Genomic DNA, 25,691 nt, shown 5'->3' on the forward strand with positions numbered 1-25,691 from the left:
TTATGACTCGACTTTACTAAAAACAACCTAATTACGGCTCTTAGAAAGATTCAACCTTAAAAAATGTAATTTTATGAAATCACTTTTCTAATTACAGCAACATTGTTATGTAGTTTTTCAACAAGAACCTCTTCTCCTTCAACGACTTTTGCTTGATCTTCAACTTTAAAAGCCCAAGTCGTGCCTTTATACATCAAGCGAAGTTCACCTCCATGATTTACAACTTGTCCAATATCACCAGTTTGCATGGTTTCTAAAGGTAAATCTTCTTTTTGCAATCCTTTTACCATCATGGGTCTTAATATAAAAACCAGTAAGCCGCTTAATAACATGGCGACTAAAATTTGTATCTCTCCAGATGGCCAAGTCATAAAGAATCCAACGGCACCAATTACCACAAAGGCAATACCAAAAAACAGAATAACAAAGGTACCAATCAGTAGCTCAAACCCTAAAAGCGCCACACCAATGGTTAACATAATCCATGCGGGTATCACTTCAATAATATTTTCCATACAATCAACCTACTGTTATTTAACGGCGGCATTGCCATTTTGATTTAACAAACTTGTTAATGCCACCAATGAGCCTACCATTTCTGAGGTTTCGACAGGTACAATTACTTTATTTGCTGAATCACTGCCCGCTAATTGTGAAAAGGCCGCAATTCTGTCTTTGGCTAATAAGAAATCGGCCGCACTGCCATTAGTGGCCATAGCTTGGTTTATTACCTCCATAGCACGTTGCTCACCCATCGCAAGTTGTTCTTTTTCATATTTTTGTGCATCCGCCATACGCTCAACCGCTTCAGCTTGTTTAAAGGCTTGTTGACGTTCACCTTCGGCCTGCATAATCAGGGCATTTTTATCACCCTCAGCTTCAGTTTCTGTAGCACGTCGGCGACGCTCTGCTTCCATTTGCAGTTCCATTGCACGTTGCACAGCTTCTGGCACAGAGATGTCAGCCACTTCAACACGGGTTACTTTTGCTCCCCAGGTTGAGCTGGCTAAATCTAGCGCAGTTAACAGTGAAGCATTTAAATCGGCACGCGAGCTTAAGGTTTCATCCAGCTCCATGCGTCCAATTTCTGCACGTAATGTGGTCTGTGCTAATTGGGCAATGGCTGACTTTAAATCTTGAATTTCATATGTGGCTTGTTTGGCATCGTTTATACGAATAAAAACCACAGCATCAATTTGAATTGCAACGTTATCTTTAGTAATCACGGCTTGGCGAGGTACATCTATAATTTGCTCTTGTGTTGAGTAATGCGAACGTCGTTTATCAATAAAAGGCACAATAAAATTGATTCCTGCATCCAAGGTTCGATGATATTTCCCTAAACGCTCAATCACCCATTTTTCAGCTTGTGGCACAATCTTTACCGCCAAAATAAAATAAAACACAATGACTACAGATATCACTCCAACAAATCCTAAAAAATCCATAATGACTCTCCTAAATATAAGCTTTTGACTAATTTAAAAGGTCTTAACCCAGTTCACTTTACGGGTAAAAACCTTGTTATTATTTGATTTATAATACCTTATTATTTAGCATTAATGCTTACAAAACCACACATTAAATGCTTAATAGAACCTTTGGCATGGAGCCAGAAAGACATAAATATTTTGCCTTTTTACTCAATTTGACACACTCAAAACGTTTTAATACATCTCTTGTGGATCAACATCAATACTCCAACGTACTTTACGCGTTAAAGGACTACTGTATATATGTGGGTGTATTTCGGTAAGCAATTTGTGTATTTCGGCGCGATTTGTTGATTGCAGCATGAGCTGATAACGGTAGCGGCCTTGGCGACGTAACATAGGTGCCGATACAGGCCCCCAAAAATCAATATTACCCTTTACAACATTTGTATTTTGCCACTGTTTCCAATAGTTTTCTAAACCCGCTTTGAGTGAATGTAAAAACGCCATGCCATCATTGGGATGCGTGGCTTCAGCACGAATTAAAATTTGATATTTATAGGGCGGTAATTTGGCTTTTTGGCGTTCTTCTAATGCTTTATTAGCAAAAGCCGTATAACCATTTTTTACTAAAGTGGTTAGTAAAGGGTGGTCTGGATGATGGGTTTGAATTAACACTTCGCCGGGTTTTTCTGCTCTTCCCGCGCGACCTGAAACCTGTAAAACAAGTTGCGCCATGCGTTCTGAAGCACGGTAATCGGCACTAAATAGGCCTTGGTCTATATCTAATAAACCAACCAAAGTCACATTTGGAAAATCATGTCCTTTAGCCAGCATTTGCGTACCAATTAAAATATCGGCTTCGCCACGTTGTGCTTTGCCTGTCAGCTCGGCCATTGAACCTTTTAAACGGGTGGTATCTCGGTCTACTCTTAAAATACGTTTATTAGGAAACCACTCTTTAATGGTCTCTTCTAATCGCTCAGTACCTTGCCCTACTTTTACAAATTCTTCGCTACCACAACTTGGGCAACACTGAGGTTTAGCCATTTGTTCATCGCAATGGTGGCATTGTAAATAACCTAAGTCGGCGTCGGGTTGGTTGGCATCGTAAACACGATGAAAAGTCATATTGGCATCACAACTTGGGCATGCCGCTTGCCAACCACAATCGTGACACATTAAAACCGGGGCAAAACCACGGCGATTTAAAAACAGCAATACCTGACTGTTTGCCTCTAAATGCTTAGTCATGGCGGTTTTAAGTGGACGAGAAACCCCTTCTTGCACTTTTTCACCACGAATATCTAATAGTTTTAAAGTAGGAAGTTTGGCCACCCCCGCCCTTTGTTTTAAATGCAAATGCTCATAACGCCCGATTTTGGCATTATGTAACGTTTCTAAACTGGGCGTAGCAGACCCTAACACCACGGGTACTTTTTCGCGATAAGCTCGTTGCACAATCATGTCACGCGCTGAGTATCTAAAACCTTCTTGTTGTTTGTAAGAGAGATCATGCTCTTCGTCAATAATGCACAATCCAAGATTTTTAAAAGGCGTAAAAATGGCTGACCTTGTGCCTAACAACACATTAATTTGCCCTGTACGAATTAAATGCCAAGCGCAGTGACGTTCTGAATCATTTAAGCCCGAGTGCAATGCCGCCACACGGGTTTGTAAAAAAGCTTCAAACCTTTGTACCATTTGTGGAGTTAGCCCAATTTCGGGTACCAACACCAATACCTGTTTGCCTTGTTCAAGCATGGCTTGAATCATCCCCAAATACACTTCTGTTTTACCGCTCCCCGTAATCCCCTCAAGTAAATATGCTTTAAACTCTTGTGTATTAACCTCTTTGCCCGTTACGGCATCTACCGCAGCTTGTTGAGCGTCATTTAATACATGGTTTGGCGTGTCTGGGAAAGCGGTTTCACGCAAACAAGGGCCAAACGTGGTTTGTAACCATCCCATCTCGGTAAATTTTTTAACCGTGCTTCGCCAGTTTTCTAGCTCTGCATTTAAGTCTGATTCTGATTGCAATGGTTTTTCTAAAAACGCGTTTAAAACCGCACGCTGACGTAAAGCACGTTTTGAAATATCATCTAATGTTTTCGTTTTTCCTTGTTCAGACAGTTGCCAGTATTGCATACCATTAATTTCAGCCTCTTCGCCTGCTCGTAACCGCTTGGGTAGGGCGGCCATCACCACTTCACCAATCGGTTCGTGATAATAATGACTTGCCCAGTTGAGCAGCGCAATTTGTGAGGTTTGCAAAATAGGTTGAGTATCTATGACTTCACTAATGGGTTTAATTTTATTAATAGCAAAGTCGGCAGAATCGCTAATAGCCATCACTAATCCGATGACTTTTTTATTTCTAAACGGTACCCAAACACGTCCACCCACTACCGCTTGCGGTTGAGGATCACGCAGTAAATCTGCCTCTGTTTCTAGCAGATAATCTAGCGGAAATAAAAATGGGCCTGGTACGGCTACTTTGGCAATTTTGGGTGTTGGCAAGCGAGTTCTCTGGTTTGATTTTTTATTCAATATTGTTTGTACAAATTTTTAATGCAAAAAATCTGTATCCGCATTTTACCGTTATTCATCACACTTAGGCTAAAACAATATACGTCATAGAGTAAATCCACAATCTTGCACATTGTTTGCAATATAGGCTTCTAGACTAGGAACTAAGCAAACAAACAAATTCAGTATTTAGAAAACTGAAAAATCACTTTCTTTGTTTTGGAGGATTTAATCATGTTAAAAAAATTGTCAGTTGTATTTATTAGTAGTGCTTTTTTCTTGGCGTCGGGCTACGCTTCAGCGCACCCCGTTAACGGCAACCATCATCACCAAAAAGCACCTAGCACTCAAGTTACGTTTTTATTTAGCAATAACGACCGCCATTACGTAAACCAACATCATCATAAAACGCGTGTTTATAACAAACACCGTAAAGGTGAACGTCGACTTAAACGTGGTTATGTTATGCCAAAACAAATGCACTACACACGTTTACCTGCCAATTTAGAAAGACGTTTAAGGCCGCTACCTAATGATTATATTCGCATTAGAATTGGTAATGAAATTGGCATTATGAACATTCGTACTCGAATCATTTACGATTCGATGTGGTTTATCAATTAATCGATTTTACCAGGCCTGGTAAAACACTCTTTCGGTTTTAAGTACACAACTAAAGCAGAAAGAGAATATAAGAAGCGAGAAACAATTATGAATATTTCATCAATGTATAAACTTGGATTTTTAGGGTTAATTATTGTTTTTTTAGGCGGTTTAAGTGGCTGCGTACAACAGGCCGTTGTATCCACTCATCATCGAGTAGCGGTTGTTGAGCCTATTTTAATAACATCTAACCTCGCTTATTATGAAAAATATGGTTATCCAGCAGGTTATCACAAACCGTATTATGCAAAGCCTGTAAGACCTTATTATTCAGCGCCAGCGCCAAGACCTATTGTGGTAAAAAAAGTAAAAGTGATTCACTCTAAACCCGTTTACGTTAAATCGCACCGCCCTGCTCCAATAAAGCAGATAAAAAAGCATTCGCCTAAACACAACGTTAAAAAAGAATATAGACCAAACCACAAAAGCCACAACAAACAACCCGTTAAAAACCACAGTAAACCAAGTTCTCAGCCACATAAGGCAACACCAAAATCAAAACAAGGTGGCTTAATTGACGCCGTAAATCAAGCCAAACACAGTCGTTAACTTGGTTATTTAAAAAAATACAAAACACCTTAAATGAACAAACTTTCTGTTCACTAAGGTGTTTTATGGTTATCTAATGCCTCTGTCAAAGCTGTCATTAAAATCCATACTTGTCGCCCGGAAATAAGTAAAACACAAGCAGAGTCAAGGTCTCACTAGATAAAACCGCTACTTTTCATCAAGATAAATAAAAATATTCCAACAAAAACGTTAAAATAGCTGTCATTATTTCTCACCTTTAGACCTTATTTACTATGTTGTTATCTAAAAAACTCTCTTATCTGATCATTAAACAAAACCAATTTCAAAAAAGCTTTGGTCAACTTGTGGCCTGGGGCACCTTATCTCTGGTACTCATTTCTGCTTTGGTTGTCTTTCTACGCTACGGATTTAATAGCGGTTCAATTGCCATGCAAGAAAGCGTTATGTATAACCACGCCATTTTATTTATGCTGGGTATTGCCTACACGTACGAGCAAGATAAACACGTTAGGGTTGATGTCTTTTACAGTTTATTTAATGAGCGTAAAAAAGCCTGGGTTAACTTTTTAGGTACGATTTTGTTCGCGTTACCTGTTATGTCTTTTATTATTTGGTCTGGATGGGATTATGTCCTAACCAGTTGGCATATTCATGAAGGCTCGGCTGAAGCAGGTGGTTTAGCTTATTTATATATGCTAAAAACATTGATTATTATTATGGCGACATTGGTCATTTTACAAATCTTTTCCGTTATGTTGCAGTCAGCCTTAACGTTATTTTCGGGTGATAAAAACCATCCTGCCCCTATTATTCCGTCTGATTCAGATCATAACCCAGAAACGGAGGGCAAACTATAATGGAATGGCTGTCTTTAGTTTTATTTGCCTTAGTCTTTATCGCTTTATTAGCAGGTTTCCCGGTTGCGTTTACCTTAGCAGGTGTTTCACTTCTATTTGCTCTGGTTGCCAACTTGTTTGGCGTATTTGATATGTCTTTTTTACAAAGTGTACCAAACCGAATTTTTGGCATTATGAGCAATGCCAATTTAATTGCCGTACCCCTCTTTGTGTTTATGGGTATTATGCTCGAACAATCCAAAATTGCTGAATCTCTATTACAGACCATGGAAGAGGTTATGCGTGGCATAAAAGGTGGTTTAGGTATTGCTGTAATTATTGTTGGTGCTTTACTTGCAGCCAGCACAGGTATTGTAGGCGCAACGGTTGTTACTATGGGTTTATTAGCATTACCCACCATGTTAAAACAAGGTTATTGCCCTAAAATTGCCAGCGGTACAATTTGTGCATCAGGAACTTTAGGGCAAATTATTCCTCCGTCAATTGTGCTGATATTATTAGGTGACGTACTCTCTTCTTCTTATCAACAAGCGCAACTGAATCAAGGCATTTTCTCGCCAGAAACCTTATCTGTTGGAGATCTTTTTGTTGGCGCATTATTACCAGGCCTGTTATTAGTTGCTGCCTATATGGGCTTTATTATCTTTAAGGCTTTTAGAAACCCTGAGCTTATTCCAAACCATGCTGGTGAGCCAGTTGCACCAGGCCTGGCAAAACGTGTAGTTAAAAGTTTACTACCGCCGTTAATACTCATTTTATTAGTGTTAGGCTCTATTTTAGGCGGTTTTGCCACACCAACCGAAGCCGCTTCATTAGGAGCGCTTGGAGCCATTCTGTTAGCCCTTATAAGTGGTAAGTTTTCGCTTAGCACTCTAAAAATCGTTATGCAAAACACATTGCAAGTTACCAGCATGATCTTTTTGATTTTTATTGGTGCGGCGTTCTTTTCACTGGTTTTCAGAGGCCTGGGTGGTGATGATTTAATTACCGACTTGCTTACCGATTTGCCTGGTGGCGTATTTACCGCCATGTTAATCGTTATGCTCTTAATGTTTATTTTGGGCTTCTTTTTAGACTTTATTGAAATCACTTATGTCGTAGTTCCCGTTGTCGCACCAATTTTATTAATGATGGGGGTTGATCCAATTTGGCTTGGCATTATGATTGCAATCAACTTACAAACCGCTTTCTTAACACCGCCATTTGGTTTTGCCTTATTCTATTTAAGAGGGGTGGCACCACCTGAGTTAAAAACGATTGATATCTATAAAGGCACAATCCCTTTTATTCTCATACAACTCAGTATGTTGGGTGTACTTGCCATCTGGCCAGAAATCGTGACATGGCTACCTAATCTTGTCTATACCGAGTAAATATAAGACCCTACTTCACAAAATACGCACTAATGGGGCTTTTAAGCCCCTGCAACATAGGCTAGAATCAAACACTCATTTTAATCAATAAGGCCTAATAGCTGCCAATGAGTGCTAACCAGCAAATTATTCAACTTCAAAAAACGGTACTCCGTTTAAAAGAAGAAGAACAAAACAAACGTGAAATATTCGAAGCACTTCACGAAGGCATCATTGTATTTAAACAAAATTTATCTATTCGATTTATAAATAACCAAGCAACAACCCTCCTCTCAATAGACAAAAGTTTTAAAATCCAAAAAGACAATCACACCTTATTTAAAAATAAAAAAGCGACGCTTATTTTTAAACTCAGCCATTGGTTAGAATGTATTAAAGAAAACCCCACCGCAGAAGCAACTGAAATTATTGTTTGGCATTTTGGGCCTACAAGCTTAAAAGCCACCCCCCTTCTATTAAGCGCCAAGGCCTTGTTTAATAAAAAAGGCAAACTTAAAAACATTATTTTAGCCATTTACGACCGCAGTATTTATCGCTTTGCTGATGAGCAAAAACGCCTTATGGAAGCTGCTTTTAATAGCTTTAATGCGCAGTTTATTTCTAATGAAAAAGGCTATATTATTAAAGTTAACGATAGCTTTTTAGCTCTTACAGGCTTATCAGAAACCCATTTAAAAAAGATGACACTTCTTGACTGGCTTGAACAACAGGTGGTGCTGGATGAAAATAGTGGTGGTTTTTTACAAAAATTATTAATCAATAAATATTGGAGCGGTGAAGTAGAAATACATCCAACTCCCAGCAACACTTTTTATGCCATTCTTAGCATCTCTATGATTGCCGACAAAGAGTCTAATGTTGAACACTACATTGTCACTTTACAAAATATTACAGACATTAAAGAGGCTCATAAAAAAATTGAGCATTTAGCTTTTTATGATCCCCTAACAAACCTAGCCAACCGTAAGCTTGCTATTGAATACATTAACACGGCAATAAAAAACCATAAGCGTCATAAAACTTTTAGTGCGCTTATTTCAATCAATATGGATCGTTTTAAAAGTATCAATGATGCTTTTGGTCGTAAAACTGGCGATCGATTCTTAAGAAAAGTCTCTTTTGTTTTAAAGAAATTACTGAGAGATGAAGATCAAATTGCTCGAGTAGGTGGCGACGAATTTATTATTGTGACCCGAGACCGTGACGATAGCCCAGAAAAAACGACGCGTAATGCTTATAAATTAGCTCAAAAAATATTTCAGGCACTCAATCACCACTTTTTAGTCGATGAACTGACCTTGCACAGTTCTGCCCGAATAGGAATTGTTGTTTTCCCTGAAGCAAAAGCAGATCAAGCAGAAGCCTTATTAATTAAAGCTGATTTAGCCGTTGGTAAAGCAAAAGATGTTAAAAAGAAACACAAAATTTTTATATATGAAACAACGCTATCAGAAGAAGCAAAGAGCCGACGTCAATTAGAAAACGATTTATTATTAGCGCATAAAAGAAATGAAATAGAGATGTATTATCAAGCGCAAATAGATTGTCACGGTACGCTACATGGCGCAGAGGCATTAGTAAGATGGAATCATCCTGAGCATGGTTATATTTCACCTTACAAGTTCATTAAAATTGCCGAAGAAAGTCGTCAGATTTTAAAATTAGGTGCTTGGATTATGCACCAAGCCTTTTTACAAGCTAAAAAATGGACTAAGCAATTACCTTCTTTTAATCTTTCTATTAACATTAGTCCCATTCAGTTTCATGAAGCCGACTTTATTGAAAACGTATTGTCTATATTAAGTGCCACTCAAGTTGAGCCGAACAATATCACCCTAGAACTCACAGAAGGCGTATTGATTTCAGACACCGAAAGTGCCGTTGATAAGATTAAACGCCTTGTTAAACTCGGGTTTAAAATATCCATTGATGATTTTGGTACAGGTTATTCTTCTTTAAGCTACTTTCAGAAATTACCTATTAATGAACTTAAAATAGATAAAAGTTTTATCTCTCGCATACCTAACAGTAAAGAAGATGTTGCCATTATTGAATCCATTGTGAAGCTTGCTCAAAGTAAAAATCTATGGATAGTTGCTGAGGGAGTTGAAACTGAAGAGCAACTTGATTTTTTAAAGTCTCAACCTGACAATATCATAATTCAAGGTTATCTATACAGCATTCCTTGCCCCGCTCAAACCTTTGAAGAAACTTTTTTAAACGGTAAATAAACAAATTTTATCTTTTCTATGCTTTATTCCTTAGCATTTTGTGTATTATGATTAGTATTTCAATTCATACTAATGTGACTATTGGTTTATGCCTGTAAAGCAACCACAATCCGATGTTAGCCAATTTATTGGTAAACTGAATGACGCTCACGACATAGAAAAGCAACTTATTGCTGATACTTTCTGTGATGGATTGTTATTGCTTACGCTTGGCCTTAATCCAGTACTCATCAATCAAAAGGCTCAGCAATATTTTTCAAATAGTTCTCACACTCAAAACCTATTTGAAGAGATTGCAATTTATAGTCAAAAAAGACACCAAACCGTATTTGACTTAAAAGAATGGCTTTTGGCTAACCGTCTTAATCCTGACAACGTTACCAGCCCATTATTATGGATAAAAATACCTAAATCCAACAATCAAGGTAGCGCAACATTAATCCCTGTTTTAATTACCGTTCATAAAATACCTTCAAACGAACATAACACTCAAAAGCTATTAGTCACTTTTCAAGACCAATCCTTTAAAATCCAAGCCGAAGCTCAGTTAAAACTCATAGAATCAAGTTATGCGGCACAGTTCATTACAGACCAGCATGGCTACATTACACAACCAAATAATACCTTTTCAACTTATACCGGGTTATCAGCAGAAGAACTTTACAATACAACATATATTGAATGGCTACAAAAACAAGCCGTTTTTAAAGTGCCGTTTGATTCTGTTATGCAGGCCTTAATCGAAGAGGGTCATTGGAGCGGCGAAGTACAAATTTCGCCAACAAAAGACACCTATTACCATGCTGTTTTAAGCTTATCCATGATTACAGATAGCAATCAGAACATTGAACATTTTATTGGTGTTTTACAAGATATTACAGATATACAAGAAGCTCGTAATAAAATTGAACGTTTAGCGTATTACGATAATTTAACAGGCCTGGCTAACCGCACTTTATTAAACAATAATTTAGCCTCTGCGCTAGAAAATGAAGACAAGACCTATTGTCATTCAGCTCTAATCTTAATTGATTTAGATAATTTCAAAATGATTAACGATACTTTAGGCCATGGTATTGGTGATGAACTATTAATTTTAGTATCTAAGAAAATTCTAGCACTTACCTCTGACAACGACTTAGCCGTGCGTTTAGGTGCAGATGAATTTGCGGTTTTTATTAAGCACAGTAATCAAGATGAAATTGAAGCGAAAACACAATTATTAAATTTATCGCACAATATTAGACAGAACCTAGATGATCGCTATCAAATTACAGGACAATCACTACACATTACCGCAAGTATAGGGGCTTATTTATTTAATAACACCTTAAAAGAAAACACCCCTAATACTGTTATGAGTCATAGCAACTTAGCCATGCATAAAGCTAAAAGCCTAGGCGGAAATCAAGTTTATTTATTTGAAAATAAACTAAGGGATATTGCCAAACAAAGACTTGATATGCTGCAAGCCCTTAACCATTCAGAACTGGACGATGAGTTTGAATTATTCTTTCAGGCTCAAGTGGATTCAAAAGGTAAAACCATTGGTGTTGAAACTTTATTAAGATGGTTTCATCCCTCTCTAGGCTTAGTACCTCCCGGACAGTTTATTCCGATTGCTGAAGAAGGACGTCAAATTATAAAAATTGGCCTTTGGGTACTTAGCAAGTCTTTTATTCAAGCTAGAAAATGGGCTAAAAAATATGGTGATATCCGTATGTCTATTAATATTAGCCCTGTACAGTTTCATGAACAAAGCTTTGTAGAACTGGTATTTGGTTTGGTAAAATATACCCAAGTAAATGCCAAAAACATTACGCTAGAACTGACCGAAGGTGTGCTTATTCACAACACCGATTTAGCCTTAACAAAAATCAAACAACTTGTTAGCCTTGGGTTTCAAATATCGATTGATGACTTTGGCACAGGCTATTCATCTTTAAGTTACTTACAAAAACTCCCTATACGTGAACTTAAAATTGACCAAAGCTTTATCCAACGCATCCCTGAAAGTGCAGATGATATTGCTATTGTCGATTCTATAGTACGACTCGCCCAAACCAAAAACCTCAATATTGTTGCTGAAGGTGTTGAAACCCAAGCACAAGCAGACTTTATTCACTCACTCAATCAAGACATCCTTATTCAAGGTTATCTCTACTCTAAACCATGCACAGCCAAAGAGTTTGAAAAAACTTTTTTAACTTCTATAAAAAAATAACCTCACATTTCTGACAATCTTTGTCGATTCTTACAATTCCAAACCACTTTACACCACTTTGGCTACAATTGTTAACAATTTAAAGCAATAATTACACTACTAATAACAAGTCTTTTTAAATATACAAGCTAACATCTTGAATTTTAATTACTTTTAATACTTGGTCATATAAATGCGTTATACCAAGCAAATAATAAAATTAATTAGGATAAACATTATGTCAGCTTCGAACATTTGGATTACCGACCTTACTCATTACTACAATAAAAAACAAACATCACCAACTCTAGACAATATTAACCTGACTATCCCTAAAGGTCAGTTAACAGCATTAATAGGACGAAGTGGTTGTGGTAAATCAACATTACTACAAATGATGGCTGGGTTACTTATGCCAACAGAGGGTTCTGTTCGAATCAACACTCATACAGTATTAAAACCTAATGCCAAATGGAACATGATGTTTCAAAAACCCTCTCTTTATCCTTGGATGACAGTAAGAGAAAACGCAGCACTATCTTTAGTTTTTGCCGGAACCTACAAAGGCAATGAGCAAAAAGTTGAAGACCTGTTAGACATGGTTGGGTTAGAAGAACATAAAAATAAAAATGTTCAACAGCTCTCTGGTGGTCAACAACAACGTGTTGCTTTAGCACGCTCTTTAGCCGCAGAACCAGAAGTACTTTTATTAGATGAACCTTTTTCAGCATTAGATGCATTCACTCGTTCACAGTTACAAACAGAAGTGGCGCAAATTTGCCATGATCAAGGTATCACAATGGTTCTGGTTACACACGATATTGAAGAAGCTGTAGCCATGGCGGACAAGGTCATCATTATGAATCACAACCCTGGACGCATTGTTGGTTCACTTGACGTACCCGTTGAATACCCTAGAGATCGAAGTTCACTCCCATTTGTTGCTCTAAAAGAACAATTATTTGCAGAATTCGAAAAGATCGATCAAGCCAAACAACAAGAACTACAAGAGCAGGCCTCTTAATTTCACTACCCAATTTTATATTTTTAAGGAGATTTACCCATGTGCCAACTATGTGATATTTCAGAAGAATCTGCAAAAGTGGATTATAAATTCAACCCTGCTAAAGGGCGTAGAGAATTCATTTTAGACAGCCTAGCAACGGCTGGTGGACTCACTGCTGCAATGAGCTTACCTCTTGACGCGCTTGCCAATATGGAAATGCCAGACGATGAAGTTGTTCGTATTGGTTACCTACCTATTACAGACGCAAGTGCCTTATTAGTCGCTCATGCAATGGGCTTTTTTGAAGATGAAGGCCTAAAAGTAGCCAAGCCTACTTTAATTCGTGGTTGGTCTCCTTTAATTGAAGGCTTTGCGGCTAAGAAATTTAACTTGGTTCACTTTTTAAAGCCTATTCCTGTATGGATGCGATACAACAACAAGTTCCCAATTAAAATCACTGGTTGGGCACACACTAACGGCTCAGGTCTTGTGGTTGGTAAACACACGGGTGTAGAAAAGTTTGAAGACCTGGGTGGAAAACAAATTGCCGTTCCTTATTGGTATTCAATGCACAATGTTGTATTGCAAATGGCACTTAAAAATGCAGGCTTAGAACCCGTTATTCAAGATCAAACTGACGAACTTAAACCTAATCAAGTTAACCTACAAATTATGCCACCACCAGATATGCCACCAGCATTAGCCGCTAAAAAGATTGATGCGTTTATTGTTGCAGAACCATTTAATGCCGCAGGTGAAGTATTAGCAGGTGCCAAAATGCTTCGTTTTACAGGCGATATTTGGAAAAACCATCCTTGTTGCGTAATTTGTATGCATGACGAACATGTTGAAAAGAAAAAAGTTTGGTCACAAAAAGTTATGAACGCTGTTGTTCGTGGTGCTTTATACGCTCAAGAGAATAAAGAAGAAGTTGCCAAAATGCTTTCACGTGAAGGTAAACGTTACTTACCAATGAAATCAAAAGTAGTTCTTAAAGCGATGACTGACTATGCTCCAGATCATTATGCAGAACCAGATGCTATTAAACATGAAGACTGGAAAATTGGGCGTATTGACTTTAACCCATATCCTTATCCCACTGCGACTAAGTTCATTATTGACGAGCTAAAAGACACTTTAGTTGCTGGTGATAAAACCTTCTTAAATGATTTAGACACTGACTTTGTTGTAAAAGACTTAGTGAACTATGACTACGTTAAAAATGCCATGGATAAATATGATGTTTGGGACAAAGTACCTGGCGTAAACCTTGAAGATAAAACGAACCGTGAAGAGGTATTTGTACTATGAGCACAATAGCAGCAAAGCCCAGCTTTTCTTTTGGTCAGATTTATTCTGGCTTTAAGAGACTGCCTTCAGGGCTACAAAACTTTACTAACGCCGCTTTAGGTATGGCCATCTTATTACTACTTTGGTGGATTGGTGGAATATTAATTGCATCAAACCCTGACACTGAAGCTTTTTCAGGCTTTGCACCAGGCCCTGCTTTTTCAGCTTTAGCTTATTTATTTGAAACAGGCTCAATTTGGGAAACCGTTTATTCAAGTCTATACCGTATTATTATCGGTCTATTCTGGGGGATTGTTATTGGTGTACCGGTTGGGATATTAGTGGGTTACTTTGTCGCAGTACGTCAAGTTGCAAACATGCCTTTTCAGTTTTTACGAATGATTAGCCCTCTAGCTTGGATGCCTATTGCCGTATTAGCTTTTGAAACTTGGGATAATGCCATTATTTTCTTACTGATTATGGCAACGGTTTGGCCTATTATTTTTGGTACAGCACACGGTGTACAACGTATTGATCCTAACTGGTTTAGCGTTGCAAAAAACTTAGGTGCCGATGGTTTTCAAATGTTACGCCGCGTAATCTTACCCGCTATTGCACAAGATGTTTTTGCTGGGATTCGTTTAGCAATTGGTGTGGCGTGGGTAGTATTAGTGCCAGCCGAATACTTAGGTGTTACCTCTGGTTTAGGGTATGCCATCAACGATGCTCGTGATACTTTAGACTACGATTCACTTGCTGCAATTGTGGTAGTCATCGGTGTTATTGGTTATATGCTAGATGCTGTGGCCGTTATGTTAATAAAACGTTATTCATGGCGCGTAGAGTAAAACGTAACCTATATTTATCTTAGCCTAGCAAAACGTCTTTGCTAGGCCTTATCAACTTAGAAATACAGTAAATTCATTCTCTCCAAAAGATGAATAGGGTTACTTATACCCAAAATAAACACGCTCGCGGTCTTTAATTTAAGAAAAAACGAGCAAACAAACGAACAACAACGGCGTTGAAACAACTAAATAAGGCCTGCTTTTTAAAGCGTCCTAACTAAAATTTAAAACTAAGGAAACACCATGACAACGAAAATGTCTTTAAACAAAACTCCCGCTTTAACGCCACTTGCATTAGCACTATCAAGCTGTTTACTTGCCCCTAGCCTTGCCAATGCGGGTGATAACTTTACGGAAGCCTTAACTGGCGGTAAAACAAACGTTGATATCACTGTTCGTTATGAGTCGGTTGACCAAGATGGCTCAAGCAACGGTTCTGCATTTACAGAAAGAACTCGTATCGGCTATAAAACTGGCGATTTTAAAGGGTTTAATGCCTTTGTAGAAATGAGTGGAACAGAATCAATTGGTAGCCGTGATGATTATCATGTAGCAGCTGGTCCAGATGCCGATACGAATGCAAAAGGCGTTGTCTTAGACCCAGCCGTTACTCGTTTAAACCAAGCTTGGTTAAGTTACAGCATTTCAAAATCAAACTTTAAAGTGGGTAAACAGCGCATCATTATGGATAACCGCTTTTTAGGAAACGTAGGATGGAGACAAACTGAGCAGGTTTACAATGGTTTTCATGCCACAATCAAAGAGTTTGATACTGTCTCATTTGACTATGCTTATATTGCAGAACAAGACACGCCTCTTGGAACACAAGTACCAATGGCAACACACGCATTACAAGCGGATATTAAAGTGATTCCTGGTGCAACCATTACAGGTTATGGTTATTTTATAGATAAACTTAATAGTACTGCTGACAGCCAAACACTAGGTGCAAGAATCAAAGGTTCAACAGCCTTATCTGAAAGCTTTAATTTAACCTATTTTGCAGAATATGCAGACCAATCAAAGTACGAAGATGCGCCAAGCAATACAGGTGGAGACTACTATCACTTCAAATTAGGCGGCAAATTTAAAGGCTTTAATGCCACTATTGCACAAGAAAAATTAGGTGGTGATGGTACATCGTCTTTCCAAACACCTCTTGCAACCTTACACCTTTATAACGGTTGGGCAGATAAGTTTTTATCAACCCCTCTTAATGGTTTAGTCGATACTTATGCAACTTTGGGCACTAAAGTTTCAGGCATTAAATTAGCCGCTGCTTACCATGATTATAAGTCAGATAAAAACAGTGATAACTATGGTTCTGAGGTCAACTTATTAGCCGCTAAGAAATTCGGTAAAAACTATTTAGTGGGTCTTAAATATGCCGATTATTCAGCAGATACTTATGCTACTGATACATCAAAACTATGGGTTTGGACTAGCATCAAATTTTAAACCTTAACGTTTACAACGCTGGCTTACACGTCACTTAATGGTTGCGTGTAAGTCAAAAATCCAAAACTAATTGATGGGCTCAATACTCATCAGTTGATCTAAACAATATGTTTTACCACCTTTAATTGAGACATATTCTTTAGATTCTTTTGCAAATAAATTATCAATAACACCCTCTACTGAAAATGGCTCAGATTTTTGGGCACTGAACACTAAACGTACTAATTGTTGATGCATCGATGCAATTTCTAATTGGTCATAAATAGAACAAGAAATCCCCATAATTCGTCCCTTTCTGTCTTTAGCTTAATATAACAAAGTGATACTATGAAGCCATCTTACCCTTTTAAACAAAAATCATACAAGACTGTAAATACAGGTAACTCCGTGAAAGATGTTGAACATTTAGATATTGCCAGTCATTTAGAATATCTCGTTATAAAAGAAGCCGCTGAACAAATAGAGAACTCCTACGATCCAGATAAAGCGATTCGTACCATTCTGAGTCTTATATCAAGACAAATGGGCTTAAATCGCGGCCGTATTTTATTACAAGATGGCGATACTGGATTTTTGCATACCGCTTATTCTTATGGTTTAACGCCAGAGGAAATAAAACGTAGTCGTTTTGCGATGAGTGAAGGCATATCTGGAAAAGTTATGTACACAGGTACACCGACCATTGTTTCAGATATTGATAACGAAGATGATTACCTGTTTAGAACGGTTGATCGAGATATTCTGCCAGAAGGCAAAGTATCCTATATTGCAACACCCATCACCCGAAATAACACGGTTATCGGGGTACTCGCTGTAAACCGTATGGCAAACCCCAAACGTTCATTAGACAAAGATTTAGGCCTGCTTAAACTCATTGCCTTATTCATTAGTGAAATTTTGTCTGTACACGCCATGATTGAAAGACAAACTCAAATCTTAAAAGAAGAGAATGAACAACTTCGTTCGATGGCGTTAGGACAAGGAAGTCAATATGGCATTATTGGCGAAAGTCCTGCTTTAATGTCAGCCTTAAATAAAGTCAGTCGTGCAACAAATACCTCTGTTACCGTTATGCTACAAGGTGAATCGGGAACAGGTAAAGAACGTTTTTCTCGCATGCTTCACCTCGCCTCTCGCCGCCAAGATGGTCCTTTTATTGCCATTAACTGTGCCGCCATTCCTGAAGAGTTATTAGAATCAGAGCTGTTTGGTCATGAAAAAGGCGCTTTTACAGGTGCCATACAAACCAAACCTGGAAAAATGGAATTGGCCAATCATGGTACGCTGTTTTTAGATGAAATTGGTGACATGGATTTAGCCTTACAAACTAAATTATTACGCGTTTTAGAAGACCGCACTATTACACGAGTAGGGGCAACTAAACCTATTCCTATTGATGTTCGTATTATTGTAGCCTCACATAAAGACCTTCATGTTGCCGTAAATAATGGAACCTTTAGACTGGATTTATTTTATCGTTTAAACGTTTTTCCAATTGAACTCCCTGCTTTAAGAGAGCGTGAAGGTGACGTGCGTTTATTGGCAAGACACTTTTTAAACCATGCAAACCAAGAGTACTCAACCAGTGCAATCTTTGACCCTGAAACGCTTGCATTTTTAGAGCGTTATGACTGGCCTGGTAATATTCGTCAACTTGAAAACGTGGTGAAACGTGCCGTATTATTAGCCGATAATAACCGTCTTATTTCTGCTAATCTAATTAACCGAATCATTTCTGAAGAGAGCGGTATTATTAGAGGTGGCACACAACAAGAAACACCTGCATTAGTGCAACAACCAACGGCCTATGCTGATCGCTGGCAACAAAGTACAGCTATTCCTCAAAATGCTACTCCCAACCACTCAGCACCTGTTACAGCTCCAAACAATACAGCACCCGCACCAACTGAACAGGTGCCTAATCGTATTGATCCTTACCCACCATTAGAGTTTGTTGATACCGTTAATTCTGCTGAAGCTGAAAAACGTACCTACTGGCGCGTATCTGAAAATGAAACTGAACGCTTGCAACAAGCGCTAGAAATGGCGCGGGGTAATAAAACCAGAGCAGCAATGCTATTAAACATGACACCTCGCCAATTTAGTTACCGCTTAAAAAAGCTGGGGCTTGATCGCTAATTTGTAAACATTAGATTTCATCTGAATGTATAGATTGAAAATGGATTATTGTTTATCACAAGTGTTTTTCGTTAAAAACCATTAACTATAAAAACTTTGTGTTTATAGTCCATGCATTGAGAAATAGCTTCCTCGTTGGGGTAAATGATGCAAAAGACTTAGTGCAAAGATCGATTAATACAATTTGAAGATATAAACAATGTCGGATGACCACACTAACCTGTCTCAGTAAGTTGCAAGATTCTCTTAGATTTTCAGTCGTACTCTTTGTTTAGTTACTTTATTTGGGCAAGTTCATTAACACAACAAGGCTTCTCAATGTCTACAGTGCAAAATCACATAAAGCCTGCACAGAGTTATCTCCCTAAAACACTTTTTGTACACTCTAAAATAAAAATTTTATTCATAAAAAAGGCTCTTTAATTTAGAGCCTTTTTTTGTCATATCCAATACGTTTTAACTTAAAAACTAACTTGCATACAACTCTTGGTACATTTTATTAGCAGAGGTAACAAACTCTCCACTTAAAGCAAATCCTGAAACATCACCATCAATTGTATAGAGCAATCGTTGATTATCACCCGAGCTATCATTCATTTCCCAATGTCCATGTGTAGCATGTAATGGAGGGCTTAACATAATAGATAAACTTGGCGTTTTGGTTTTAATTAACGTTGGTAATGAATCAAAGTTAGATTTTGCATCTCCGTAAATATGTGAAGCTAATGCTTTTACTTGTCGTCTGATAGGCTCTAAATAAGCCTGAACAACACCTTCTAACTCAGCACAGTCACCAATGGCAAAAACGTCAGGATCACTGGTTTGGCAATGTTCATTAATGCAAATACCTAGATTGGTTTCTAATTTGGCTTTTTTAGCAAGTTCAATATTTGGCGACAAACCAATTGCGGCTAAGACTAAATCGGTTTCATAGGTTTCGCCTTGATCTGTTTTTAATACATAACCTGTTTCAGTTTTATTCATCTCTTTAATTTCAGAGTTAAAAATCAAATTTACACCACGGTCATGCAGTTTACTTTCAAGGTTATTTGAAATCGCTTCAGGCATTATTTGACTCATTAAATGAGAACCACGCACAATCATATCGACTTCAACACCAAATGATCTTAAATCTTCTGCTAATTCTGTGGCAATTAAACCGCCACCAATCAACGTTAGCTTCTTAATCCCTTGTAAGGTTTTATAAAACTTTTTGTACGCCGCAAGATCATTAATTGTCACCATTTCATGCCCTGCATCACCACCAACTTTTGGCATTAATGCTTTAGCACCCGTGGCTAAGATTAACTTGTCATAACTAAAACTACCCGTAGTAGTCATTACCTTTTTACGTTTATTATTAATAGACATAACTTTGGTTCTGACTTTTACACCTAAGTTTAATTCTGCAGCTTTTTCATTTGCTGTTGCTTCTGGCAAATCATCTGGCGTACGGTTTTGACTTAAGGCCATAGATAATGCGGGTTTTGGATAAACCGTTCCATCATCGGCTGTAAGAAGTGTTATCACAGCATCGGCGTTTTCTTTACGAATAGCTTCTGCTGCTTGCCACCCTGCGTAACCTGAACCAATAATTAAAATATCGGCTTTATTACTGACTTTACGTTTTGGTTGGTCTTCAGAAGATTTTTTCTTTGTGGTATCAACCAGCACAAAATCATCCTTACTGACTAAACACAATGGGCAATACCAATCATCAGGAATATCTTCAAAACGTGTTCCCGGAGCTAGACCAGAATCCTCATCACCAAACTCCTCGTCATAAATTAATCCACAAGTTCTACAAATATATTTCTGAAATGGCTTGCTCATCATCTTCTCCTAAGCCGCTTCTTCAATACGAGCAATTTCTTTACGTAAATGCTTAATTGAAGGGGTAACAATAATTACAAAATAGGCTTCACGTTGTTTACGATGGGCAACCGCATCAACAATATAACCTTTAGCACCAGCATGTTGCATAACTGAATCTGCTGCACGTTTACAAATCTCTGAGCCTAATAATCTAGCTTCTAAAACCGATTTAATATACTCTTCACCTTTGGTAAAAGGGTCTTCACACAAAGCTTCAATAAATTCCAATGCATCTTCCAACTCTTCTTGCATCTCTTCTGGTGAATCGTCTAAGTATTCATTTATCTCTGACAGTGTTAGGTTTGATTTATTCATATCATTAATCGCACCCTGAATAACACCCGCGGCCATACCTGTTTGTAATAAGATAAAACCGGCTTTAATTTTCTGTAATAAAGGCTGAACTGGGTCTGCTAATAAATATTTCTTTGGCAAAAATGCATTGTCAAAAATCAGTGCATATGTTCCCGTTCCTTCCATACCAACAAATTCAACTAATTGCTTCATCGTTAAACCTTCAAGGTCGCAAGGAATGATTGCCATTGCATCTCTATCTGGTTCACCGTGTTTGTCGTGTACTGTAAAAATTGAACCAAAGAAATGTTTACTTGAACCTTCTAGTAAGTTTGAAACCCAAGGTAAAGTTCCGTTAAGAATATAGCCGTCTTCAGTTTCTTCAGCCGTAATCTTAATTTCTTCAATCCCAGCAAAATGTTTCATTGGGTTTGAAAGCGAAGTGGCACCATATAAATCGCCATCTACCATTTTGGGTAAAATGTCACTTTTAAGCCATTCGTTTTCAGAGTTTTCAATATACCAAGCACATACTGTATGCGCCCACATCATAAAACCTGTTGACATACACTCTTCAGAAACCGTAGCCATATCTGCAATCGTGCCAAATAAGTTTAATTCGCCATTATTTTGAGAAGGAATATGGTGACGAAAGGCACCTGCTTTTCCTAACTTCTCAAGCACTTCAGTTGTATAGGTACCGTGGTCAATTGAAAGCGTTAAAGGTTTTAAATGATCTTTTACAATTTGATTAATCATGAGTTTTGCTCCTTTAATTTACCAGGCCTGGTAAAACCAAATCACCAGGCCTGGTAAAAATTTAGTCTACTAATTTCCCAGACATAGTTACCGCGTTCAAATAGGTGTTTGCTACTGGAGACCATTTCATTGCATGAGCAACCAATTCTTCAAGAACCTCTTTAGGTGTACCTGGAGATTCAATAGTAAACATCGCTCTTACTTCTGTTACACCTAATTTTTTATTAGGATCTAAGTCACCCGTACCCCATACAGCAGTGATATTAATATCACCTTCTAGGGCAACTTCTAACTTAGTTAATGCAATACCACGGTTTGAAGCATTTGCTTGCACACCAACTGACAAACAAGAACCTAAAGAAAGTAGCGCCATTTCTGAAGGGTTAGGAGCTGTATCTTCACCTAATAAAACTGGTGGCTCATCTACAACAACAGGCTCTAAATTACGAATGTAGTTATAATTTTTAAACTGACCTTCTAGAACCGTTCTGCTCTTAAGGGTTTTAATAGTATCTGGCGCAGCTTTACCTGCATCACCAAGTTTTCCAAGGCCTTCCATATCAATTGGACGTAAGCAAGATGGGATAACGACATCAGTCATGAGATTCTCCTAAAAGTATTATTAATTTAATTAAGTTTTCGGTAATTCGAAAAGTTAACCTTACATAGCTTTTAAAGTGCCATAAATTAATATTTCTTTTAACTTCAATTAGTTAAACCATTTTATTAACACAGAAAGTTAAACCAACTATTACATTTGAAATACTTTGTTAACAATTGGTTACAAATTATCCAACTTTGTTACATTTTGTAACTAAAGGTTTTGTATTAAATTGTAAGATTTTTAAAATAACACTTACAATTCAATAAGTTAAAATAACTGGCACATTCATTGCATTATGGACATTGTTTTTATATCTCAAATAATATTGGAGAACAGCATAATGATGACTAAAGTACAAATGACAGAAGCGATTATTCTAGCTAAGAGTGAAAAATCAGTAGGGTGGTCTGATATCGCAGCCGCAGCAGGATTAAGTGAAGTTTATACAACCTCTGCTTGCCTAGGAATGAATCACCTTGATCCACAACCAGCAGAAAAACTAGCTGAATTTTTAGGTCTTGGTAAAGAAGTAGCAGATGCCCTTAAAGCGTTTCCTACTAAAACTTGGGATCAAGTTATCCCAACAGATCCGTTAATTTATCGTTTATATGAAATCGTTGGCGTTTATGGCCCAACAATGAAAGAATTGATTAATGAAAAGTTTGGTGACGGAATCATGAGTGCCATTGACTTTACAATGGATATTGATAAAGAAGAAAATCCAGCTGGCGATCGTGTAAAAGTAACCATGAATGGTAAATTTTTAGCCTATAAATCTTGGTAGTAGCCAGTATTTTTAACAACCATTAGGTTAGTCCTATACCAAAACTCTGTTTATTTCTCTCCTCGCAGAGTTTTGGTTCTCTTCATTTACCCTCCTAAGTATTCTTCATCAAAAAAATTAATATCATCGTTAATTTGCATTATCACCTACTTTTTAGTAAAATCCGCGCACTCGCAATGATTTGGCACACATAACTACTTGTTTGCTTTAGAAAAATCATGCTTCAAAGAGCCATTTGCCTACGCTTGTTACTTATACCAAGCGATCTGATTATTCTGATGCAAAGGTGCTCTAGTAGGGTATTTTCCCTAAAGCAATTTGCCCCAGAATAACGATTCAAACCTTTCGTTAATAGTTTTACCTTAAGCCAACAGATTACATAATTTTGTATATGGCTGAGTTGCTATCGACTTGAAAAACGCTTATTTATTCACGGGCACACACTTCTCAAAATGAGAAAGGACACCCCCGATGACTGTTGATATAACTTTCAAAGACTTAAACCTAAAACCAGAAGTACTTCAAGCCATTACAGATATTGGTTATGAAACGCCATCTCCAATTCAGGCTCAAGCGATTCCTGCTTTAATGACTGGTAACGACATTTTAGGTATGGCACAAACTGGTACTGGTAAAACAGCCGCTTTTGCTTTACCTGCATTAACCCAAGCTGACATTAAACAAAAAGATCCCCAAATTTTAGTATTAGCGCCGACTCGTGAATTAGCGATTCAGGTAGCCGAAGCATTTCAAGGTTTTGCAAAACACATGAAAGGCTTTCACGTTTTACCTATTTATGGTGGTTCAGACTATGGTACACAAATTCGCGCTTTAAACCGCGGTGTTCACGTAGTGGTTGGTACACCTGGTCGTGTTATGGATCATATCCGTAAGGGCACATTAAAACTAAATAACCTAAAACTATTAGTTTTAGATGAAGCTGATGAAATGCTACGTATGGGATTCATTGACGATGTTGAATGGATTCTTCAGCAAACACCTTCTACTCGTCAAATTGCATTATTTTCAGCAACCATGCCGAAAGAAGTTCACCGTATTGCCAGTAACTACTTAAATAATCCAACTGAAGTGATTATTAAGCAACAGACAGCAACCGCAACAACCATTTCACAAAAATATCTATTAGTCAGTGGTGGTCATAAGCTTGATGCCTTAACCCGTATTTTAGAAGCTGAAGAAGAGATTGATGGTTCAATTATCTTTGTTCGCACTAAAACAGCCACCGTTGATTTAGCAGAACGCTTAGAAGCTCGTGGTTATGCAGCCGCAGCCCTTAACGGTGATATTGCACAGAACCAACGTGAACGTATTGTTGACCAACTTAAAAAAGGTAAATTAGATATCTTAGTAGCAACAGACGTGGTTGCTCGTGGTCTTGATGTTCCTCGTATTAGTCACGTATTTAACTACGACATTCCACAAGATAATGAATCTTATGTTCACCGTATTGGTCGTACTGGTCGTGCAGGTCGTAGTGGTACAGCAATATTATTTGTTACCCCACGTGAACGCCGTTTACTTAGTTCAATTGAACGTACCACTAAAAGCAAAATTCCAGAAATGCACTTGCCATCAACGCAAGACATTAACGACAGTCGTGTAGAGAAATTCAAATCACGAATCATTGATGCAACTCAGTTAGAAGATACTGCGTTCTATCAAGAAATGATTGAACAGATTGAAAGCGATAAAAACATCCCTGCCGTAGAGATTGCAGCTGGTTTAGCGCGCTTATTACAAGGTGATATCCCGTTCTTTATGTCAGACAAACCTATTCGTGAGCCTCGTGCTGAACGTAATAGCGGTGACAAAGATCGTGGCGGTCGTGGTCGTTCTGACCGTGGTGGTGATCGTGGTGGGCGTTCAGAACGCAAACCACGTCGTGAGCGTTCTGCAACACCAGATGAAGGCATGACTCGCTTCCGTATTGAAGTGGGAACGCAACATGGTGTTCGTCCTGGTAATATTGTTGGATGTATTGCCAATGAAGCGGGCTTAGACAGCGAATTTATTCGCCAGTTAAATATTGAAGATAGTTACAGCACCGTTGATTTACCTTCAGACATGCCAAAAGCGGCTAAAGAAGATTTAAGTAAAGCTTGGGTATGTGGGCAACAGCTTAAAATTCGTGAAGTTACTGGCGGAGCGGGTGAACCACGTAAACGTCTTTCACGCAATAAGCCAGCTGGCGGAGCAGGAAAAGACAAAGGTAAACCTCGTCGCGCGCCAAAACGTGGCTAGACTACCGTTTCGTTCATTTAAGTTAACCATAAAAAACCCTCATTAAAGCGGGTTTTTTATGGTCTATACTCTTATAAAATCAAGCATATAATCTTAGTTTACCAGGCCTGGTAAAGTTACCCTAATCACAACATATTAATTGTTCTTTCGTTTTTTTAGGCAATTGCTTAATCTCATACTCTCGCTTACAAGCCTCACTCCGATCTTTTGCATGTTCAAAATAAACCAATTTGCAAGGCTGGCGAACCTTAGTATATTTTGCCCCACCCACCAGTTCACCATTGTGTTGGCGCAAGCGTTTGGTTAAATTCGTAGTGACACCACAATACAAGCTATTATCTGCACAGCGTAATAAATAAACTGACCATAAATCTGATTCACCTTGCGATTCAACTTGAATTAAATTTATTGGATTTTTCATTAAACACCTTCCAGCTCAACAATAATATTTACATTTTTTAGATATCGTATAATAATTAATAATGAACTTAAAAAATCATTTACTATAATTAATGAGATCTTTGCACGAGTCACGCCACGGTTAAAAATGGC

At 37.9% G+C, this 25,691-nt stretch carries 21 protein-coding genes; 13 read left to right on the plus strand and 8 right to left on the minus strand.

Annotated elements, in window-relative coordinates; translation table 11 throughout:
- Positions 1-71: 71 nt before the first annotated feature.
- The 3 genes from ACYQ0E_RS12810 to ACYQ0E_RS12820 all read right to left on the minus strand — a co-directional run bounded on the left by ACYQ0E_RS12810 (position 72) and on the right by ACYQ0E_RS12820 (position 3,953).
- Positions 72-515 carry an NfeD family protein gene (locus tag ACYQ0E_RS12810; protein WP_460188616.1) on the minus strand — a complete coding sequence of 148 codons (444 nt, stop codon included), beginning with the start codon at positions 513-515 and terminating at the stop codon, positions 72-74.
- A 15-nt stretch (positions 516-530) separates the two neighbouring features.
- Positions 531-1,448 carry an SPFH domain-containing protein gene (locus ACYQ0E_RS12815; protein WP_460188617.1) on the minus strand — a complete coding sequence of 306 codons (918 nt, stop codon included), beginning with the start codon at positions 1,446-1,448 and terminating at the stop codon, positions 531-533.
- Positions 1,449-1,667: 219 nt separating this feature from the next.
- Positions 1,668-3,953, minus strand: coding sequence for a primosomal protein N' (locus ACYQ0E_RS12820; RefSeq protein ID WP_460188618.1), 2,286 nt, complete (start codon positions 3,951-3,953; stop codon positions 1,668-1,670).
- Positions 3,954-4,196: 243 nt separating this feature from the next.
- On the opposite strand from ACYQ0E_RS12820, the gene ACYQ0E_RS12825 reads away from it, so the two are divergent.
- From ACYQ0E_RS12825 to ACYQ0E_RS12870, 10 genes are all read left to right on the plus strand, one after another.
- Positions 4,197-4,586, plus strand: coding sequence for a hypothetical protein (locus ACYQ0E_RS12825; RefSeq protein WP_460188619.1), 390 nt, complete (start codon positions 4,197-4,199; stop codon positions 4,584-4,586).
- An 87-nt stretch (positions 4,587-4,673) separates the two neighbouring features.
- Complete coding sequence (locus ACYQ0E_RS12830) at positions 4,674-5,174, plus strand: hypothetical protein (protein WP_460188620.1); 501 nt, start codon at positions 4,674-4,676, stop codon at positions 5,172-5,174.
- Between the two features lie 254 nt (positions 5,175-5,428).
- Positions 5,429-6,013: a TRAP transporter small permease subunit gene (locus ACYQ0E_RS12835; protein WP_460188621.1), complete on the plus strand. Its 585-nt coding sequence runs from the start codon at positions 5,429-5,431 to the stop codon at positions 6,011-6,013.
- Positions 6,013-7,386 (plus strand): TRAP transporter large permease, encoded by a 1,374-nt coding sequence (locus tag ACYQ0E_RS12840; protein WP_460188622.1) that lies wholly within the window; start codon positions 6,013-6,015, stop codon positions 7,384-7,386. The genes ACYQ0E_RS12835 and ACYQ0E_RS12840 overlap by 1 nt, the downstream gene beginning before the upstream one ends.
- A 107-nt stretch (positions 7,387-7,493) precedes the next feature.
- The gene (locus tag ACYQ0E_RS12845; protein WP_460188623.1) at positions 7,494-9,617 is read left to right on the plus strand and encodes a sensor domain-containing protein; all 2,124 of its coding nucleotides are present in this window, start codon (positions 7,494-7,496) and stop codon (positions 9,615-9,617) included.
- Positions 9,618-9,705: 88 nt separating this feature from the next.
- Complete coding sequence (locus ACYQ0E_RS12850) at positions 9,706-11,841, plus strand: sensor domain-containing protein (protein WP_460188624.1); 2,136 nt, start codon at positions 9,706-9,708, stop codon at positions 11,839-11,841.
- A 217-nt stretch (positions 11,842-12,058) separates the two neighbouring features.
- Positions 12,059-12,844, plus strand: coding sequence for an ABC transporter ATP-binding protein (locus tag ACYQ0E_RS12855; RefSeq protein WP_460188625.1), 786 nt, complete (start codon positions 12,059-12,061; stop codon positions 12,842-12,844).
- Positions 12,845-12,883: 39 nt separating this feature from the next.
- Positions 12,884-14,137, plus strand: coding sequence for an ABC transporter substrate-binding protein (locus tag ACYQ0E_RS12860; RefSeq protein WP_460188626.1), 1,254 nt, complete (start codon positions 12,884-12,886; stop codon positions 14,135-14,137).
- Entirely contained in the window at positions 14,134-14,964 is an 831-nt protein-coding gene (locus ACYQ0E_RS12865; protein WP_460188627.1) for an ABC transporter permease, read from the plus strand. The genes ACYQ0E_RS12860 and ACYQ0E_RS12865 overlap by 4 nt, the downstream gene beginning before the upstream one ends.
- A gap of 243 nt (positions 14,965-15,207) precedes the next feature.
- On the plus strand, positions 15,208-16,422 hold the full coding sequence (locus tag ACYQ0E_RS12870; protein WP_460188628.1) for a hypothetical protein: 1,215 nt from the start codon (positions 15,208-15,210) through the stop codon (positions 16,420-16,422).
- Between the two features lie 66 nt (positions 16,423-16,488).
- Here ACYQ0E_RS12870 and ACYQ0E_RS12875 read toward each other — a convergent pair whose 3' ends face one another.
- A complete protein-coding gene (locus ACYQ0E_RS12875; protein WP_460188629.1) occupies positions 16,489-16,704 on the minus strand; it encodes a hypothetical protein in 216 nt (71 codons plus the stop codon).
- 105 nt (positions 16,705-16,809) lie between these two features.
- Here ACYQ0E_RS12875 and ACYQ0E_RS12880 point away from each other — a divergent pair, with 105 nt between their 5' ends.
- Entirely contained in the window at positions 16,810-18,561 is a 1,752-nt protein-coding gene (locus ACYQ0E_RS12880) for a sigma-54 interaction domain-containing protein (RefSeq protein ID WP_460188630.1), read from the plus strand.
- 468 nt (positions 18,562-19,029) lie between these two features.
- On the opposite strand, the gene ACYQ0E_RS12885 is transcribed toward ACYQ0E_RS12880, so the two are convergent.
- From ACYQ0E_RS12885 to ACYQ0E_RS12895, 3 genes are all read right to left on the minus strand, one after another.
- A complete protein-coding gene (locus ACYQ0E_RS12885) occupies positions 19,030-20,394 on the minus strand; it encodes an FAD-dependent oxidoreductase (RefSeq protein ID WP_460188631.1) in 1,365 nt (454 codons plus the stop codon).
- Positions 20,395-20,403: 9 nt separating this feature from the next.
- A complete protein-coding gene (locus tag ACYQ0E_RS12890; protein WP_460188632.1) occupies positions 20,404-21,489 on the minus strand; it encodes an acyl-CoA dehydrogenase family protein in 1,086 nt (361 codons plus the stop codon).
- A gap of 61 nt (positions 21,490-21,550) precedes the next feature.
- Positions 21,551-22,090, minus strand: coding sequence for an OsmC family protein (locus ACYQ0E_RS12895; protein ID WP_460188633.1), 540 nt, complete (start codon positions 22,088-22,090; stop codon positions 21,551-21,553).
- A gap of 343 nt (positions 22,091-22,433) precedes the next feature.
- On the opposite strand from ACYQ0E_RS12895, the gene cynS reads away from it, so the two are divergent.
- Together cynS and ACYQ0E_RS12905 are read left to right on the plus strand one after the other, a co-directional pair.
- Positions 22,434-22,877 carry a cyanase gene (cynS, locus tag ACYQ0E_RS12900; protein ID WP_460188634.1) on the plus strand — a complete coding sequence of 148 codons (444 nt, stop codon included), beginning with the start codon at positions 22,434-22,436 and terminating at the stop codon, positions 22,875-22,877.
- 471 nt (positions 22,878-23,348) lie between these two features.
- The gene (locus ACYQ0E_RS12905; protein WP_460188635.1) at positions 23,349-25,139 is read left to right on the plus strand and encodes a DEAD/DEAH box helicase; all 1,791 of its coding nucleotides are present in this window, start codon (positions 23,349-23,351) and stop codon (positions 25,137-25,139) included.
- Between the two features lie 121 nt (positions 25,140-25,260).
- Here the strand turns inward: ACYQ0E_RS12905 and ACYQ0E_RS12910 are convergent, their stop codons facing one another.
- Positions 25,261-25,560 carry a GIY-YIG nuclease family protein gene (locus ACYQ0E_RS12910; RefSeq protein WP_460188636.1) on the minus strand — a complete coding sequence of 100 codons (300 nt, stop codon included), beginning with the start codon at positions 25,558-25,560 and terminating at the stop codon, positions 25,261-25,263.
- Between the last annotated feature and the right edge of the window lie 131 nt (positions 25,561-25,691).

The organism is Thiomicrorhabdus hydrogeniphila, assembly GCF_054656895.1.